At 55.1% G+C, this 16,728-nt stretch carries 13 protein-coding genes; 9 read left to right on the top strand and 4 right to left on the bottom strand.

What is annotated here, in order from left to right; translation table 11 throughout:
- Positions 1-6: 6 nt before the first annotated feature.
- The 4 genes from metG to HY788_03155 all read left to right on the top strand — a co-directional run bounded on the left by metG (position 7) and on the right by HY788_03155 (position 6,486).
- Positions 7-1,914 (top strand): methionine--tRNA ligase, encoded by a 1,908-nt coding sequence (gene metG / locus HY788_03170; protein MBI4773177.1) that lies wholly within the window; start codon positions 7-9, stop codon positions 1,912-1,914.
- A gap of 158 nt (positions 1,915-2,072) precedes the next feature.
- On the top strand, positions 2,073-4,664 hold the full coding sequence (clpB, locus tag HY788_03165; protein ID MBI4773176.1) for an ATP-dependent chaperone ClpB: 2,592 nt from the start codon (positions 2,073-2,075) through the stop codon (positions 4,662-4,664).
- A 287-nt stretch (positions 4,665-4,951) separates the two neighbouring features.
- Positions 4,952-6,283, top strand: coding sequence for a phenylacetate--CoA ligase family protein (locus tag HY788_03160; protein ID MBI4773175.1), 1,332 nt, complete (start codon positions 4,952-4,954; stop codon positions 6,281-6,283).
- 23 nt (positions 6,284-6,306) lie between these two features.
- Complete coding sequence (locus HY788_03155) at positions 6,307-6,486, top strand: hypothetical protein (GenBank protein MBI4773174.1); 180 nt, start codon at positions 6,307-6,309, stop codon at positions 6,484-6,486.
- Between the two features lie 509 nt (positions 6,487-6,995).
- On the opposite strand, the gene HY788_03150 is transcribed toward HY788_03155, so the two are convergent.
- The gene (locus HY788_03150; protein MBI4773173.1) at positions 6,996-7,952 is read right to left on the bottom strand and encodes a hypothetical protein; all 957 of its coding nucleotides are present in this window, start codon (positions 7,950-7,952) and stop codon (positions 6,996-6,998) included.
- A 364-nt stretch (positions 7,953-8,316) separates the two neighbouring features.
- Between HY788_03150 and HY788_03145 the strand changes: the two genes are divergently transcribed.
- Together HY788_03145 and HY788_03140 are read left to right on the top strand one after the other, a co-directional pair.
- Positions 8,317-9,006, top strand: coding sequence for a DUF4388 domain-containing protein (locus tag HY788_03145; GenBank protein ID MBI4773172.1), 690 nt, complete (start codon positions 8,317-8,319; stop codon positions 9,004-9,006).
- 244 nt (positions 9,007-9,250) lie between these two features.
- A complete protein-coding gene (locus HY788_03140; protein ID MBI4773171.1) occupies positions 9,251-10,105 on the top strand; it encodes a thioredoxin domain-containing protein in 855 nt (284 codons plus the stop codon).
- Positions 10,106-10,207: 102 nt separating this feature from the next.
- Here the strand turns inward: HY788_03140 and HY788_03135 are convergent, their stop codons facing one another.
- Positions 10,208-10,876, bottom strand: a complete 669-nt coding sequence (locus HY788_03135) for a CDP-alcohol phosphatidyltransferase family protein (GenBank protein ID MBI4773170.1) — start codon at positions 10,874-10,876, stop codon at positions 10,208-10,210.
- Between the two features lie 54 nt (positions 10,877-10,930).
- Positions 10,931-12,532, bottom strand: a complete 1,602-nt coding sequence (gene murJ, locus HY788_03130; GenBank protein ID MBI4773169.1) for a murein biosynthesis integral membrane protein MurJ — start codon at positions 12,530-12,532, stop codon at positions 10,931-10,933.
- Between the two features lie 305 nt (positions 12,533-12,837).
- On the opposite strand from murJ, the gene HY788_03125 reads away from it, so the two are divergent.
- Complete coding sequence (locus HY788_03125; protein ID MBI4773168.1) at positions 12,838-13,254, top strand: DUF1178 family protein; 417 nt, start codon at positions 12,838-12,840, stop codon at positions 13,252-13,254.
- Between the two features lie 384 nt (positions 13,255-13,638).
- Here the strand turns inward: HY788_03125 and hisD are convergent, their stop codons facing one another.
- Entirely contained in the window at positions 13,639-14,946 is a 1,308-nt protein-coding gene (gene hisD, locus HY788_03120; GenBank protein ID MBI4773167.1) for a histidinol dehydrogenase, read from the bottom strand.
- Between the two features lie 125 nt (positions 14,947-15,071).
- On the opposite strand from hisD, the gene HY788_03115 reads away from it, so the two are divergent.
- Positions 15,072-15,467 (top strand): hypothetical protein, encoded by a 396-nt coding sequence (locus HY788_03115; GenBank protein MBI4773166.1) that lies wholly within the window; start codon positions 15,072-15,074, stop codon positions 15,465-15,467.
- Between the two features lie 297 nt (positions 15,468-15,764).
- Positions 15,765-16,649 carry a hypothetical protein gene (locus HY788_03110; GenBank protein MBI4773165.1) on the top strand — a complete coding sequence of 295 codons (885 nt, stop codon included), beginning with the start codon at positions 15,765-15,767 and terminating at the stop codon, positions 16,647-16,649.
- Positions 16,650-16,728 lie beyond the last annotated feature (79 nt).

Genomic DNA, 16,728 nt, shown 5'->3' with positions numbered 1-16,728 from the left:
CAGGCCATGCCAAAGACCTTTTACGTTACTACACCCATCTATTACGTAAATGCTGAACCCCACTTGGGACATGCATATACGACGATCGTTGCAGATGTGGTGACTAGATACCATCGGCTCATTGGAGAAGACGCGTTTTTTCTGACCGGTACGGACGAGCACGGGGATAAGATCATGCAGGCCGCCCAAAGGGCCGGCGAGGACCCGAAGACCTATGTGGATCGCATCAGCAACATTTTTCGCAAGACCTGGCCTGCGCTGAACGTCCAATACTCCAAGTTCATCCGCACTACCGACCCCGAGCACCAGGCCGTGGTGCAACAGATCCTTCAAAACGTCTACGACAAGGGAGACATCTATTTCGGCGAGTACGGAGGCATGTACTGTTTCGGCTGCGAACGCTTCTATACGGAGCGTGAAACGGTGGACGGTATGTGCCCGGACCACAAAGCCCCGCTTCAGCCCATCCGTGAAGAAAACTACTTTTTTCGCATGAGCCGATATCAGGAATGGCTCATCGACAAGATCCAAGGAAATCCAGAGTTCATACAGCCTGAGCGTTACAGAAACGAAGTGCTTTCATTTCTTAAAGAGCCATTGGAAGACCTTTGCATATCCAGGCCCAAGTCCAGGCTCCAGTGGGGCATCTCGCTCCCGTTCGACGACCGGTACGTGACGTATGTCTGGTTCGATGCGCTGATCAACTATATCAGCGCTCTTGGATATCCGGATGGCGAAAACTTCGAGAAGTACTGGAGAGAGAGCCATCACTTGATTGCAAAGGACATCCTTAAGCCGCATGGTATTTACTGGCCCTGCATGTTGAAGGCGGCCGGAATAGAGCCCTACCAAAGTCTGCATGTACACGGCTACTGGAACGTCAACGAGAGTAAAATGAGCAAGTCGGTCGGCAACGTGACTGAGCCGCTGAAACTGAAAGACGTTTACGGATTGGACGCGTTCCGGTATTTCCTCATGCGCGAAATGGTTTTTGGACTGGATTCCAACTTCAGCGAGGACGCACTGATCCAGCGTATCAATTCGGACCTGGCCAACGACCTGGGCAATCTGTTCAGCCGTAGCGCCGGTATGCTGAAAAAATATTTCAAAGCAGTAGTCCCACGTCCATCCCAATTTGATGCGCCCGATGACGACCTGGCTGCGGAGGCTCGAAAGGTCCGGCTGGAATACGTTGAAAGTATGAACCAGTTTGCGTTTCATAAAGCACTCATGGCCGTGTGGGAACTCATCAACCACGTTAACCGCTACATCGATCACGAAGCACCTTGGGTTTTGCACAAGGAAGAGCGTTTAGAGCGGCTTTCCACGGTTATGGCCGCCACGTTCGGGGCCATTCATCTCGTGTCCCTGCTGATCGCCCCGTTCATGCCCGATACGTCCCAAGAGATGCGCAGTCGCATGGGGCTCGATTCGGATTCTACCGTTCCTGTAACGTCTGGAGAGTTGGATTTCGAATCCCTGATTCCCGTAGAGAATTCGGTCAAGAAAGCCGGCGCTTTGTTTCCGCGTATCGAGAAAACGGAGGATACCACTCCTGCGGTCGAGCAGGCCAAACCGTCGATCAAGACCAAGTCTCCCATATCGATCAAGGAATTCATGAAGATCGACTTGCGTACAGGGGTGATCCGGCATGCCGAACCGGTGCCCAATTCGGACAAGCTGTTGAAGCTCGTCGTGGATATCGGTGAGCCGCGGACGGTTGTGTCCGGTATAGCCAAGCATTACGCTCCCACGGATCTCGTCGGTAAACAGGTGGTCCTTGTTGTAAACCTCGATCCCGTCAAGCTCATGGGCATCGAGTCCCAAGGGATGATTCTGGCTTGTGAACACGGAAAAGATCTGTTTTTAACCACCGTGGACGGCAAGATCTCTCCGGGAGATCCCGTGCTTTAACACGCAGTTTCATCTTTCTTTCGGCATGGCCCGTTTCCCCCGAGCCATGCCTCTTCCGTGCCTTTTCCTCCTCGGATACTTCCTTGACAATCCCCTTGAGATGGCTACTCTTTTTTCATGTTGCGCGTATTTTTTCCCAAGGGAGGGATGAAAAGAGAATGCGATTCGAAAAGATGACTTTGAAAGTTCAGGAGAGCATCCGGGCGGCTCAGCAGATGGCGGAAGATCTCGGCCACCAACAGATCGAAGCCGAGCATGCGATCAAAAGCCTGATGAGCGAGTCCGATGCGATTCTCATACCGATATTCCAAAAACTGGGTGTCCAGCCTCAACAGGTGATGGACGGATTGAACGACAACTTGGGCAAGTTGCCTAAAATCGGAGGAGCCGGAGCCGGGCAGACGTACATCTCCCAGAACCTGAAGAAAATGTTGGATGACGCGTTCAAAGAGGCGTCGCAGCTCCACGATGAATACGTGAGCGCCGAGCATATTCTCCTGGCCGCTGTGAGTACGGATGCTCCCATTGGCAGGCTGTTCGCCCGACTGGGGGTTACGCGGGAAAGATTGCTCCAGGCTCTGCAGGACGTAAGGGGAAGCCATCGTGTGACCGATCAGAATCCGGAAGACAAGTATCAGGCTCTGGAACGTTTTTGCCGCGACTTGACCGAACTGGCGCGGCTCGGAAAGCTGGACCCGGTGATCGGCCGCGACGACGAGATCCGACGAATCATTCAGGTGTTGAGCCGACGGACAAAGAACAACCCGGTTCTCATAGGCGAACCCGGCGTCGGAAAGACCGCCATAGTGGAAGGTTTGGCGCAGCGCATTGTGGGAGGGGATATTCCGGAAAGCCTTCGAGACAAACGGGTGCTGGCGCTGGATATGGGTTCTCTGGTGGCCGGCTCGAAGTACCGTGGAGAGTTCGAGGATCGGTTGAAGGCGGTGTTGAAAGAGATTTCTGAAGCGCACGGGTCCATTGTGCTTTTCATCGATGAAATCCATACCATGGTTGGAGCCGGCGCCGCGGAAGGCGCCATGGACGCCTCCAACATGCTGAAACCGGCCCTGGCGCGCGGAGAACTGCGCTGCGTCGGCGCCACGACAATTGACGAATATCGCAAGCGCGTGGAAAAGGATCCGGCTCTGGAGCGGCGTTTTCAGCCCATCATGGTGAACGAGCCTTCTCTCGAAGACACCATTGCCATCCTGCGTGGTCTTAAAGAGCGCTACGAGCTGCACCATGGCGTGCGGATTCAGAATTCGGCCATCGTTGCAGCGGCCGTGTTATCCAACCGTTATATCACGGACCGTTTTCTGCCGGACAAGGCTGTGGATCTGATAGACGAAGCCTCCAGCCGGCTTCGCATCGAAATCGATTCCATGCCGGAAGAGCTGGACCAGATGGAACGGAAAGCCGTTCAGATGGAAATCGAGCGCGAAGCCTTGAAAAAGGAATCGGATCCTGCGTCCAAAAAGCGTCTCGAGAAGCTGGAACAGGAACTGGCCGAGATCCAGGAGAAGAGCCGTGACCTGAAAATGCGTTGGCAGAACGAGAAGGCGGCCTACCAGAAAGTTCAGACCATTAAAGAACAGTTGGATCAGATTCAGAAGGAGGCAGCGGCGGCTCAACGGTCCGGCGATCTGACCCGAGCCTCGGAACTGCTTTACGGGCGGAAACGGGAACTCGAGGCCCAACTGAAAGCCGAGCAACAACGGCTGGGCGAAGTGCAGGAAGGTTGTTCCTTTTTCAAGGAGGAAGTGGACTCCGACGACATCGCCGAATTGGTGTCCAAATGGACGGGAATTCCCGTGTCCAAAATGCTCGAAGGGGACCGGGAAAAAATGATTCACATGGAAAGCAACCTCAAAAAACGGGTAGTGGCCCAAGACGAAGCCATTCAGGCCGTCTCCAATGCCGTGCGGCGAGCCCGGGCCGGTATTCAGGACCCCAATCGCCCCATCGGGTCGTTTATCTTTATGGGGCCTACCGGCGTGGGAAAAACCGAACTGGCTCGCGCCCTGGCGGAATTCATGTTCGATGACGAGCAGGCAATGGTGCGTCTGGATATGAGCGAGTTCATGGAAAAACATTCCGTGGCCCGTCTGATCGGTGCGCCTCCGGGGTACGTGGGTTATGAAGAGGGCGGTTACCTGACGGAAGCTGTTCGCCGCAGGCCCTATACGGTGGTGCTGTTTGACGAAATCGAAAAGGCGCACCCCGAGGTGTTCAACGCGTTGCTGCAGATCCTGGATGACGGTCGCATGACCGATGGCAAGGGACGTACCGTGGACTTCAAAAACACCATCATCATCATGACCTCCAATATCGGCAGCCAGTGGATCACCGAATTGAGAGAGACGGATGAAGAGGAAATGCGCCGCCGTGTCATGGATGCGTTGAATGCACAGTTTAAGCCCGAGTTTCTGAACCGGGTGGACGATATCGTGATCTTCCATAAACTCAAAAAGGAAAACCTGAACAGCATCATCGAAATTCAGCTCGGCCTCCTTCGAAAACGTCTTCAGGATCAGAGGCTTTCGTTGAAGTTGACGGATCGGTCCAAGGAGTTCCTCGCGGAAAAGGGCTACGATCCGGTTTACGGGGCCAGACCGCTCAAACGCGCCATTCAGAAATACATTCTGGACGAGCTGGCCCTGAAGCTGCTGGAAGGCAATTTCAAGGAAGGCGACGAGATTGTAATGGATATTGATGGATCCGGGCAGGTCGAGTTCAGGCACGCGGCCTGACGGGCTGAGTGGAGCCGGCCATAACGGCGCCGAGTCGATTGGTGACGTGAAAGGCGGATTTCAGACGGGGGAATTCGAAATTCGGATTCCCCCGCTGACTTACCGGGGTAAAACGTGGTAGACATTGCCTGACAGCGAAACCGTTGTCATAGAGCCTACATGCATCCGGATGCTTTCTCTTGACAATCTTCGCCCCGTTTGGTCTATGCGGGGAGGAGCGACCGCATGTGCGTGGCTTCGAGTGAATGTGGTTCGACCCGAAGACGAATCGGAAGGAGCTTTCATTAATGATTGAGAATCCGTATTGGAATCCGTTCATGGAGACCCTTTCACCGGAACTGCTCAGGGAACTTCAGCTCAAAAAGTTCAGGCGTATCGTGGCCTGGGCTTACGAGCGCTCGCCTTATTACCGCAGAATATACCGGGAAGCGGGTCTGGAACCCGGTGATATCAGGACGTGGGAAAACGTCCGGCAAGTCCCCCAATTGGACAAATCGCATCTGAAAGTGGCCCAAGGTGAGGAGCCCGTTCCCTACGGCAGCCGTCTGTGCGTTCCGCTGGAGCGCGTCACGGAATTTCATCAGACTTCGGGTACTACGGGCGTACCGGTATATCAGGCCGATTCGTGGGAAGACTGGGAATGGTGGTCGGAATCCTGGGCGTACATTCTCTGGGCGCAAGGCTACCGGCCCCTGGACCGGGTTTTCATTCCCTTCGGCTATAACATCTTCGTGGCTTTCTGGTCCGCTCACTACGGGTGTGAAAAGATAGGGTGCGAGGTGGTGCCGGGCGGCGTATTGGACACAGCTGCCCGTATCCTCAAGGTGAAGGAACTCGGAGCCACGGCCATGATGGGCACGCCCACCTACATGCTGAATATGGCCGATCTGGCGCGCACGCGTGTCGGAATTGACCCGGAAAAGCTGACGGTGAACAAGATCACGTGCGCCGGCGAGCCGGGGGCGTCGATCCGCAGCACAAAGAAACGCCTGGAGGAGGCCTGGGGAGCCAAAGTGTACGATCACGCCGGTGCGACCGAGATCGGGGCCTGGTGCTACGAATGTGTCGAGCAGCCGGGAGCGTTGCATGTGAATGACGGCCTGTTTCTGGTCGAGATCGAAGATCTCGATACCGGCGAGCCGATCACCGAGCCCGGCGTCAGAGGCAAAATGATCATCACCGCTTTTGACCGCCTGGCCCAACCATGCATCCGCTTCGATTCAAAAGACATCATCGAGTGGCATCCGGAGCCTTGCGCGTGTGGCCGCACCTATCGGATGATTACGGGCGGGGTTCAGGGTCGCGCCGACGACATCACCAAAGTGAAGGGGGTGCTGCTTTCTCCGTCGGCCATCGAGGAGATTGTCCGTGGCTTCGAAGGGATCGGCAACGAGTACGAGGTGGTTGTCGAACGCGTGGATGACATGGAAAAGATAACCCTCAAAATCGAGATGACGGCGGAAGGCGAACGCAACCGGGAGGAACTGCTGAATCGGTTGAAAGACGAACTCCGGTTGAAAACAAACCTGGGCTACGCACTCGAAGTGCACCCCTGGGGAAGCCTGACGCGATACGAAGTCAAGGCTCGCCGTTTCAAGGACCTGCGTAAACCTCATTAAAGCCGGGGGAGAATGTGTACAATATGAATTTGGACAAGCTGTTGGACCGCCTTGCGAACCTTCGTCGTGAAGCCGAGGCGCTTGCCGGGGAGGTGGACGGTTTTCCCGCCCTCGCGTGTAACATGGCCAGGTTGCTGGCCGGCCTGCGCGTGATGGAGATCGACCTCGGACTGGTGGGACCGGGTACGGCCAATAACGACTAGGCCGGGTCGAAGCCCACGATCCGGGGGCCATGGGCTTGCTACATGACGTCTCTAATGCCGGTTATTCCGGATAGGGACCCAGCCGTAAAGACGCGGCAGCGACCCACACGGAATCCGATGTGGAGCGCCGGAGCCGTTGTAATGGGAGAAAGATAACCCCGTCCGGCAGCCATCGCCGCTGCGGCGTTGAATACCAAACCGAAGTCAGGATTCAACTTGATTACCATCCGTCCGCGGACATCTTCCGGCGAGGAAAGGGGCGGGCGCGTATCCAGGATTTCCGGATGACCCATACCGATGCTTGATCAAGGCTCATGCTCCAGGCATCGGGTTTTCTATGCAAACTGGTCCAACGCACAGGAAGCTATTGACTTTACTGCGTTAAGAGCGGAGTTGGGTAGTTCAATTAGCCTTGCATCCCGCCCAAAGCCTTACTCGACGGGTCCGCCGTTCCACCTATTGGATGGACCAGCGTGTCGATCGAACGTAGAAGGAGACTCGTTTACCGGTCAGCCTTCGTAGACAGGAGTGAAAGAATCCATGGGTAAAGGGATGGATTCGCCGAACTCGCCTGTAAGCAGCAGGGATATCTGAAGGCCGTCGATGCGATGGTCTGTTGTCTGACGGATGATCACCTTGGCTTCGGGGCATTTCTGGTCCACGATTCTTCCCACATCGGAGCGCAGCGACTGACCATCCGGAGACTTCGACCCTCGTACGGTCACCGCCAAACCTTTGGCGCGGCTGAGGGATATACTTTTTATGAAGGGAGATTCCAGGGCGAAGGTGAGAGCCTCGTCCATACCATCGGGATTATCCGAAAGCCCGTAACCGAAAACGCCTTCCGGAGAAGCGGCAATCAAGGACCTCAAGGCGGTTTCGGCGCTTTCATCCGCTGCGGTTTCCACGCACGCTTGAATTCCCGCGACCACAAACTCATCTACGATATCGATGAGTTCGCGCACGCGGGTGATTCTCTGGGAATAAGGTATGATCACGTCCTGTGGGAAAGATACGATCAGGCTTGCAGCATTGTACACTTTACGAAATCCGATTCGCCCTCGGTTAAGCCTGCTTTCTCCTTCGATCCTGAACGGTTTGGTAACGAACGCTACCACAGGAATCCCGAGCTCTTCACACATGCGGGCTATGGCTTCCGATCCTCCCGGCCCTGTTCCACCGCCTAAGCCGGCTACGAGGATTACGATTCCGGCGCCGCTCAGCCGGGACTTGATGGCGTCCCGATCCTGCATGGCCGCATCGTAGGAGAACGAAATAGTATTACGGATCACTTCCCCCGGCGGAATGCTCGCCCCCAGTCGTAAGCGGCTTTCCTCGGGCCTCAATTCCAGATCGTCCGCGTCCGTATCCGCAAACAGAACGACCGTATCCGCTAGGCCGGTCCTCAGCTGTTTTTGTACAATTTCCGCACCTCGTCTGCCAACTCCGATAATGTATGGTTTCACAACTTCCTCCAAGAGTCTTATTTAACGCCGTCATCAAGGCCGGGCCGGCTGCGCCGCCAATCCGTCGGCGCGGGACAGAGATGAACATATACTTAACCATCACACGGGAGAAAGCAACGGAGAAAGAGCGTAAGACGTCAACCCAACCGGTCCGAAATGAGTCCGTCCGTCTCAGGTCAAACCACGGCATCTTCCATCTTTTCTCGGAAGGCTTCAATCTGAAAAGGTGTTGGATCGCGCCGGGAAGAATCGAGCGTACCGGAGGGGGTGCTTGATCATCCAGCCCGGACTTTGATATGTTAAGAAAAGCCCGCTGGTGAAGAGGTCATACAATACCGGCATCATCCGGATGGATTCATGTGAAATGAAGGAAGCACAAGGAATACAAATTTCGGACATCCTGCAATTGTGCTGTATAAACGGATTGACCGGGACAGCAGAAATTCGGGAGCCGTCCAAAACAGGATGGGTGTACCTTACCGAGGGACAGATCGTGCATGCCGTGTTTGGCAGTCTGTCGGGAGAAAAGGCATTCTACCGATTGGTGAACAGCAGCAGCGGCGACTTTGAATTCCAGGAGGGTCCCCACCGCAACGAACCCTCCATACAAAAAGGCTGGGAATATCTACTGATGGAGGCGGCCCGCATCAGTGACGTTGGAGAGCAACAAGAGTCCAGGGCGGATCGGAAAGCGCAGACCCGTTTGACACTGACATTGAAACGCGTCCAGATTCAACTGGCGCCCGACAGGGCCCCTCACTCGCCCCGCATCATCGAAACGAGCCTGACGGGATCCATCGAGATCGGCGACCAACTCGAGGAGTGCATGATCGATCGAATCGGCATGGATGAATGCTGGCTCCGCTGCTTGACCGTATTTGAACTGGGGGATGAGTTTTTCATGCGGTTCAAACTGAGTCAGGACCGACCGCAGATTCGTGTAAAGGCGGAGGTCTTGTCGGCTCGGGCGGACGATATATCGATGCGTGTTCGATTCCTCTCGCTCGATACGGAATCCCGAAGCGCGCTGGGTTTCTTTGTTTGGAACGCATAGTGCATCGTTCGGGGTTCGTCTCGAGCATCCAGCACCCTGTCCCTCCATGAAGACGCCGAGTCGAGCAGGGTCAAAGAAACCGCTGGAAGCGTCCGATCACCGTTCTCCCGTACCCGATCATTACCGCTTCCTTTTCGCATAAACAGCAGGTCCCACAAATAACACCTTTTTCCATAATTCAATTAAATCAAACGCAGCGCCCCTTAAAGGGATGACAGGCGACAAACACGAGAGGAGACACTCTGTGAAGAAAGTACTCGGGCTGGTCGTGGCCATTGCGACGGTTTGCGCGATGGGTTTTTCCGCCGCGCCGGCGGGAAGTGTCGGTCTGGACTGGCAGATCAGGCAGGAACTGAAACTGGACAAAGAGCCGCTGGATATTGCCTCGTCCGCGGATGGTAAATGGCTGTTCGTGCTGGCTCCGGGCGAAATCCTGGTCTATCCCTTAACGGGGGGCGACTCCATAGCCAAGATACCCGTTGATCCCGCAATGGACAGGCTCTCGTTCTCCCAGCAAGACAATTGTATCGTCATTTTGAGTCGTACGGGGAAGAAGGTCGAGATCATTGAACTTCAGGAGGTCCACGATATAGACGTCTCAGGGCTACCCTTCAAAGGCCCGGAAAACGCTCCGGTGGTCATCACGATTTTCACTGATTATCAGTGCCCGTATTGCGCTCGTCTGGAACCGCTGATCAGCCAGGTGCTGGCAAAGTATCCAAACCAGGTCAAGTACGTAAACAAGAACTTCCCGCTTTCCAACCACAAATTCGCGCGGAACGCGGCTATTGCCGCCCTTGCAGCCGCCAGACAGGACAAGTTCTGGGAGATCCATCATAAGCTTTACGAGAACATGAACGCACTGGGCGACGAAAAGATCCGGCAGATCGCTGTTGAACTAGGAGTCAATATCGAACAGTGGGAGAAGGACATGGCGGATCCGGCCATTGGGAACCTCGTCACCAGAGACATGGTGGACGCCCAGCGCGCCGGAGTTCGGGGTACCCCGAGCATTTACATTAACGGTAAGTTTTTGAAAAATCGAAGCTTGGAAGGCTTCCAGGCAATGATCGAGGAGGAACTCCGGCGAAAGCAATAAAGCCGGTACAACGTGATTTCCTGTCGGATTTCCAGCCTTTGACGGTGTGTCAAAATTCGGCGTTTCTCTCCAAAGCCGGTGGGGATCCGGAATCCTTTACGTTCACTGAATTTTTCTTGATTCCGGGTCCCTCTCCATTAGCCCATCATCCGGCGCGGTTCGGATGAGTCGCGCGATAACGGCCAGATTGGGATGAACGACGAGGTAGACAAGGGCCGCCACGGGGAAGTAGCGCCAGAAGAGGCTTCCCCACGCGCACAGGATCATTACCGACGTTCTTGTGCCTTTACTCGCCAAAGTCGGCTTTCCCAAATCCAGTCCGAGGGTTTCCGCCCGTGCGCTCGAGTAGCTGATCAGATTGCTTCCAATAAGGGCCAAGGCGGCCAATAGCGCCAGCAGCCAGATGGGCATGAGATTTGGAATGCGTGCGAGGTAGATCGCCATTCCGATGACCATGGAACCGTCCGCGTACCGATCGAGTACGGAGTCCCAGAACGCCCCCCCTCTGCTCTGCCTGCCGGTGAGCCTGGCGAGCTGTCCGTCTACTCCGTCCAACACCTGGGCGGCGGCGGCCATGCAACCGGCGAGCCACCCCAGGCCCAGGGCGAAAACCACCCCCGCAAAAAAGCCCAGGATCGCTGAAAACAGGGTGATCATCCAGGGCCTCAGCCACTCAAAATGGACGAGATTAGGCGTTACCCGGGCCGACAGATGGATCTTGATCCACTTAAGCACAAACCGGTCGGTGGGTTTGGTTTGCCATGTGTCCATCCGTATCTCTCCAATTCCTAAACATACGGTTTCGTGCTTCTGCCCTGGTATGGTTCAGGTTTTTCTAGTTATGGCGCGGGTTATCCTGCTGTAAATCGGGGAGAAAAGCGTCTGAACTTCGTCCGAGCGTAGAAGGAAGGCCACCCCCAAATAAACGATAAAACCGATAGCCAGCCGGCTCGTCAAACGAACCGCGATACCGCCGGGCAGGGGCGCGAGACTCGCCACGACCACGGAAAGCGCCATGCAGCAGGTGGCTGCCGTGGTTTTGACAAGAGACGCCAGGATCCTGCGGCCATCCATCCGTCCGGTTTTCTTCCTCAGAAGGAACATCAGGAGACCCAGATTTAGAGCCGAAGACAGGGAGGTGGCCAAGGCCAGACCGTTGTGTCGCATGGGACCCATAAGCACCAAACTGAACAGAATGCCGGCGACGAGAGATAGGATAGCCACTTTGACCGGAGTACTTGTATCCTGAAGGGAGAAAAACGCGGAGAGAACAATACGAATTCCTGAAAAGGCCCATAATCCGACCGCGTAATATAAGAGCGCGGATGACGTTTGGACGGAAGCGTCCGCATCGAAGGCCCCGCGCTGGAACAGCACTGACACAATCGGGTCGCGAAGCACAACCAGGCCGGCCATGGATGGTACGGCAATAAACAGGACAAGTCGCAACGAGTGCGAAAACGTATTGATAAGTCCCTCTATGTCGCCCTTGGCTGCAAACCGCGACATGCTGGGAAGACTGGCCGTACCCAAAGCAATGGCGAATACGCCCAGGGGAAACTGGACCACCCGGTCCGCATAATACAGATAAGATACGCTTCCCGAAGGCAGTAAGGATGCCAGAAGTGTTGACAGCAGAATGCTGACTTGATAGACGGCCGCTCCCAAAGCCGAGGGAAGCATGAGATATAGGATACGCTTCAATGCAGGATTATCGAAGCGGAACAGCGGGACGAGGGAAAATCCCAGTTTGACCATGAACGGAATCTGCAACAGGAGCTGAAGCAGCCCTCCGATCAGAACACCCCAGGCAAGTGCGTAAACCGGTTCTTCCAACCACGAATGAAGCAGAGCCACCGAGCCGATCATCGAAAGGTTGAGCAGCGTGGGAGCCAGAGCGGGAGCTGCAAAATGACGGAGGGAGTTCAGTACTCCCATACAGCCGGCGACCAGTCCGATAAAGAAGATATAGGGGAAGGTGATTCGGGTGAGACTCACGGTGAGGCTCAGTTTTCCGGGGTCCTGGGTGAATCCGGGTGCGATTACGTGAATCACCGCCGGTGCAAACAGGATGCCGAGGAAGGATATCAACACCAGGACCAGGCCAAGAGCCGTAAGGACGGATCGTGCAATTTCCAGAGCGGCTTCTCTACCCTGGTGGGTGAGCGATTCGGTGAACACCGGTATGAACGCCACCGTAAATGAACCCTCCGCGAAAAGGCGACGCAGCAGATTCGGCAGGCGAAAGGCAACGAAAAAGGCATCCGCAGTGGAAGCGGTACCGAAGAAGTAAGCGATCACCATGTCGCGGGCAAAGCCCAGGATCCGGCTCAACAGGGTGGCTCCGCCCACAATACCCGCGGCGCGAGTGACGCTCCTCGCTTCTTCGATCGAGTCGAGCTTTGCTTTTTCATCGGGTCGATTCATAGTCGTGGCCTGAACTTATACCTATAATGTGTTCCTTTTCAAGAGGCTGTTATGTCTTTAAAAGAGGGTCCGCCCATGGAAACGGCGTACCTGGAGAAGAACCGTGGGCCGTTCGGGTGTACTTTACTTTTACGGATTCATAATGATAAGATTTCTTTGACTTACAAGAGCTTGACGTTCCGGGAGAGTGGGTATCCTTTCCGGTACGAATGGTTGGAGGAAATGAGAGGGAAGATTTTCATTCCGCACGCTACCGAGGAGTTGATGGAAATTTACGAGAAACACGTCTTTAGGACCAGGGACTTATGATCGCTTTCGATTTGCAGTGCGACGCCGGACACAAGTTTGAAGGCTGGTTCGACAATGGCGACGATTTCGAGAGGCAAAGGGCGCAGGCATTGATTGAATGTCCTTTTTGCGGCAGCAAAGAAATCGAGAAGCTGTTTTCCCCTTTCACCATAAAGAACGGGGCGCGGACGGAGAAGCCTGCCGGAGAGATGGACGGTCCGACTCCCGAACAGATGATTCGGCATTTTTATGAACATCTCTCGAAAGATTACGAGGACGTTGGCGGGGATTTTGCCAAAGAAGCCTTGAAAATCCACTACGGGGTCTCGGATAAGAAGAAAATTCGAGGCGTCACTACGGAAGCGGAGGAAAAAACGCTCAAGGACGAGGGTGTAGAATATTTGAAAGTGCCTATGCCCCGGTTTGACGCTTAAATGTCACAGGCCGGACCTTTTCGGAGTCACGAATGCCCGCCCGATTCAGGGCGACGCCCCGCCTCGGAGTCACGGACTCGTTAACATCACTGCTTATGTCAGAAGCACCTTGAAAAGCAGACAACCGCCGCACTCAAACTCTGAGCGGGTGAGCCGGGCGAGTTGAAGTTTGGGTCAATTAGGGTCATCCCGCAGGAGTAAGGCTTTGCGGCTCTTGGGAGTTTTCGATCCTGATCTGTTCTCTCCCCCAAAACAGTGGGGCGGGTCTGAAACCCGCCCCAAAATAACCACCCGCATATACCGGATTATCTAAACAGTTCCTTTTGGATTTAGTTCCTCGACCCAACCTCGCGTTCGTATTCCGACCAGGCTTTGGCGCCGGCCCTATTCTTTTTCGTCTTCCTCGAAGCGGACGCGGATGGTCTGCGCGTGCATGGGCAGACCTTCGTATTCAGCCAGGGGAATAATGCTGTCTTTGAGTCCTTTGAGCCCTTGTTTGGACAAGTACTGGAACGTCGGCTTCTTGATGAAATCGTCCACGCTGAGCCCGCTGAACATGCGCGCGCAGCGGCCCGTTGGAAGGACGTGGTTGGTTCCGGAAGCATAATCTCCCGCCGGAATCGGGGCATAAGGGCCCATGAAAATGGACCCTGCGTGCCGAACTCGCATTAATGTCTGCCAAACGTCTCGCGTCCAGATCTGCAGGTGCTCCGCCGCGTACTCGTTGGTAAAGTCGATGGCCTCCTCCATGCTCCCGGCTATGAGGATTGCTGAGTTGTGCTTCAAAGCTTCCTTGATAATGTCCTTGCGGGAGGCCGATTCCAGTATTTTCTCGATGTGATCGGCGGTGTTTCGGGCCAGTTCCTCGGAATCGGTTATGATCACTGCCGCAGCGTCGGGATCGTGTTCCACCTGGCTCAGGAAGTCTATGGCGACCCAGTCCGGCCTTGCCGTATCGTCGGCGAGAATCAATCCTTCGCTGGGACCGGCCGGCGAGTCGATGTCCACCAGGCCGAAAACTGCCATCTTGGCCGCAGTGACGTACTTGTTGCCCGGTCCGACAATCTTGTCAACTTTAGGAACGGTCTCCGTGCCATAGGCCATGCTCCCCACGGCCCACGGTCCTCCCATCTTGAAGAGTGCTTCGGCGCCGGCCAGATGCGCCGCCACGATCGTGGCCGGGTTGACCGACATTCCCGAACGGGGAGGCGTACAAGCCACGATCCGTTTCACTCCGGCGATTTTAGCAGGAACGATGTTCATCAGGACGCTGGAAGGATAGTCCGCCCGGCCTCCGGGCACATACGCACCCACAATGTCCATGGGTGTGGTTTTTCTGCCCGCCAGGATGCCCGGAGCTACCTCGATGGACCACATCTCCCGCTCCAACTGTGCGCGATGGAAACGTTCGAGGTTTTCGAGCGCATGCTTCAGGGCCTTAACGATCGCCGGGTCCAACGCGGCATAGGCCCGTTCGGTTTCTTCCGAAGTGACCTTCAGGTCCTGTTTCGAAATATCCGTTTTCAGTTTCTTATAGTGTTCGAGGGTGACCTGGTCGCCGTTCCCGGCAATGTCCAGCGTGACGCGACGCATGTCTTCTAACACTCCGGACACGTCTTCCATGGAGCGGTGCAGGATCTCGGCCTTTCTCTCAGGTGTTATCCGGCGAAGAAATTCAGGTTCCAGCATGATTCCGATCTTCCAGGGGTTTGAAAGTATGGACTGACTTGGCTACATTCTACCAGAAGGAGGTGAACCTACCAAATTCAATCTTATCGTTCAAGTGAATTCAGGACTTTTGGAGAGGACAGTGCATCATGCTGAATGATTTGATCCAAAAACGATCCGTTGAGACGATAGAACTCATTCCGAAGGGGTACAGGAGTGACCTGTCCATCAAGGAAACGATTCGTTGTGTGGTTTTCCAGCTTCTTCGGGAGGAAGGCTTGGTCGCCGTTCCGGCGTTCAGGAATCCCCGTTTCCCGGAAGGCCCCGTGGACTTGGCCGGAGTGGATCCCGTGGACGACGCCGTGAAAATGGCCTTTTGCGCCAATCCCCTGGTGGAGTTAAGTGACGTGAAAAGCCTCGAGCGGGTAGACGCGGAATACAAATGCATTATCACATTTTCGCGCGCCGGAGCCAAAGTAAAGCAGAGCGCCTTCTTTCTCAAGCCGGGTATCGATCACATCGATCTATACGCCGGGGGGCTATAGAAACGGATTCGCGGATTCGGAGGAATTCGCCCGGCAAAGCAATGGCGGAGATCCGATGCACGCTCGCCGGGACACGGTGCGATATACGGGGGCGTCCTTTTGCGGAAGGATTCCCCCGATCCCTTTTCCCGGCCTGCCGGGGTGGCGCGGAGGAAGTTCCGGGCCGGCGGAGAGGAAATCGCAGGCAGCGCCGAACCGGCGCAACTTAGTCCGGACGGAGCTTCGTCTTCGTGGGGCTGGTTCGGTTTCCGTTGAATTCAGGGGCTGTTTTAAGTATGATCCGCCGCGGATGAGGTAATGTATCGTATGAAGGCTGCCAGGAAAAGCTGTTCCATTCCCGAAATCAAAGAAAGGTTGAAAAAACTCTCTTTCGACTCTTTTCGTGACGATGAGATTCTAGGATATGACAGCTTTCGATTCAAGGCCTTTTCCGAGATTTGCGTGTCCGAATCCGAATATGAAGCTACCGAGGAGAAGCAGGGGTTACTCAGGAGACTCATCGACGAACTCAAGGACATTTTGGACAGCTTGGCTTTAGGTGGGGAAGAGGCAAAAGGCGTCCCTTTCCATGAACTGCTGGATCGGAACTCGGTGGCGGCCAAGATTGCCTACAAACGTGCGCTCTATATGGTTCGCGACGAAAAATTTTGGGAAGCGGCCATGAGCACGGCTTTTGCCGTGGATTACATTGCTGACGCCGACACGTCTTTTAAAGACGACCCTTCCGGACTGGCGGAGCCCCTTCGAACCATGGCCATGGGGTTGTTGGAGGAGACGCTTACTGCATACATGGTTCCAAACAAGTATGTCGCCAGTGACTGTGCGTCGAGCTGCGGGTACTGCCAGGATCCCCTATCGACCGTTGCCAGATATTGCACTCAGGCGCTGGAAAGTATAGGATCTCCGGATACGATCATTAACGAAGTTTGGGAGACCGCGGCAGCCATGCTGGGTGCTTTTCTTCAGTCTAGAGGCGCCGATTTGAAAGAGATGCGATTCCCGTCCCATATACCCCGCCAGGCTTCAGCTTCATTTAAGCTGATGATTTACCACCAGAAAGCCGACAGGAACATGATTATGAGAGGTATTGACCACTATGTGGAAGAACTCAGGCTCTGTCGGGTGAATCTGTTCGTCAGCCAATATGTGGAGGAGCAGCCCATCATCCCGCCGGATTTTTAAACGTCGGTGTCACAGGCCGTAAGGCGTCGCGATTCCGGGAAGAGACCTCCGCGGCGGAGCCGGAGTTCGAATCCGTTTG

The organism is Deltaproteobacteria bacterium (assembly GCA_016208165.1).
Taxonomy (GTDB): Bacteria; Desulfobacterota; Desulfarculia; order JACQYL01; family JACQYL01; genus JACQYL01.
The sequence above is the reverse complement of the archived record's forward strand: the minus strand, read 5'-3'. Positions and strand labels throughout refer to the sequence as shown.

Bases quoted from the DNA above. Each gene is read 5' to 3' on its own strand.
- metG (MBI4773177.1), top strand. From the start codon at position 7: ATGCCAAAGACCTTTTACGTTACTACACCCATCTATTACGTAAATGCT.
- clpB (MBI4773176.1), top strand. From the start codon at position 2,073: ATGCGATTCGAAAAGATGACTTTGAAAGTTCAGGAGAGCATCCGGGCG.
- HY788_03160 (MBI4773175.1), top strand. From the start codon at position 4,952: ATGATTGAGAATCCGTATTGGAATCCGTTCATGGAGACCCTTTCACCG.
- HY788_03155 (MBI4773174.1), top strand. From the start codon at position 6,307: ATGAATTTGGACAAGCTGTTGGACCGCCTTGCGAACCTTCGTCGTGAA.
- HY788_03145 (MBI4773172.1), top strand. From the start codon at position 8,317: ATGAAGGAAGCACAAGGAATACAAATTTCGGACATCCTGCAATTGTGC.
- HY788_03135 (MBI4773170.1), bottom strand. From the start codon at position 10,876: ATGGACACATGGCAAACCAAACCCACCGACCGGTTTGTGCTTAAGTGG.
- murJ (MBI4773169.1), bottom strand. From the start codon at position 12,532: ATGAATCGACCCGATGAAAAAGCAAAGCTCGACTCGATCGAAGAAGCG.
- HY788_03125 (MBI4773168.1), top strand. From the start codon at position 12,838: ATGATCGCTTTCGATTTGCAGTGCGACGCCGGACACAAGTTTGAAGGC.
- HY788_03115 (MBI4773166.1), top strand. From the start codon at position 15,072: ATGCTGAATGATTTGATCCAAAAACGATCCGTTGAGACGATAGAACTC.
- HY788_03110 (MBI4773165.1), top strand. From the start codon at position 15,765: ATGTATCGTATGAAGGCTGCCAGGAAAAGCTGTTCCATTCCCGAAATC.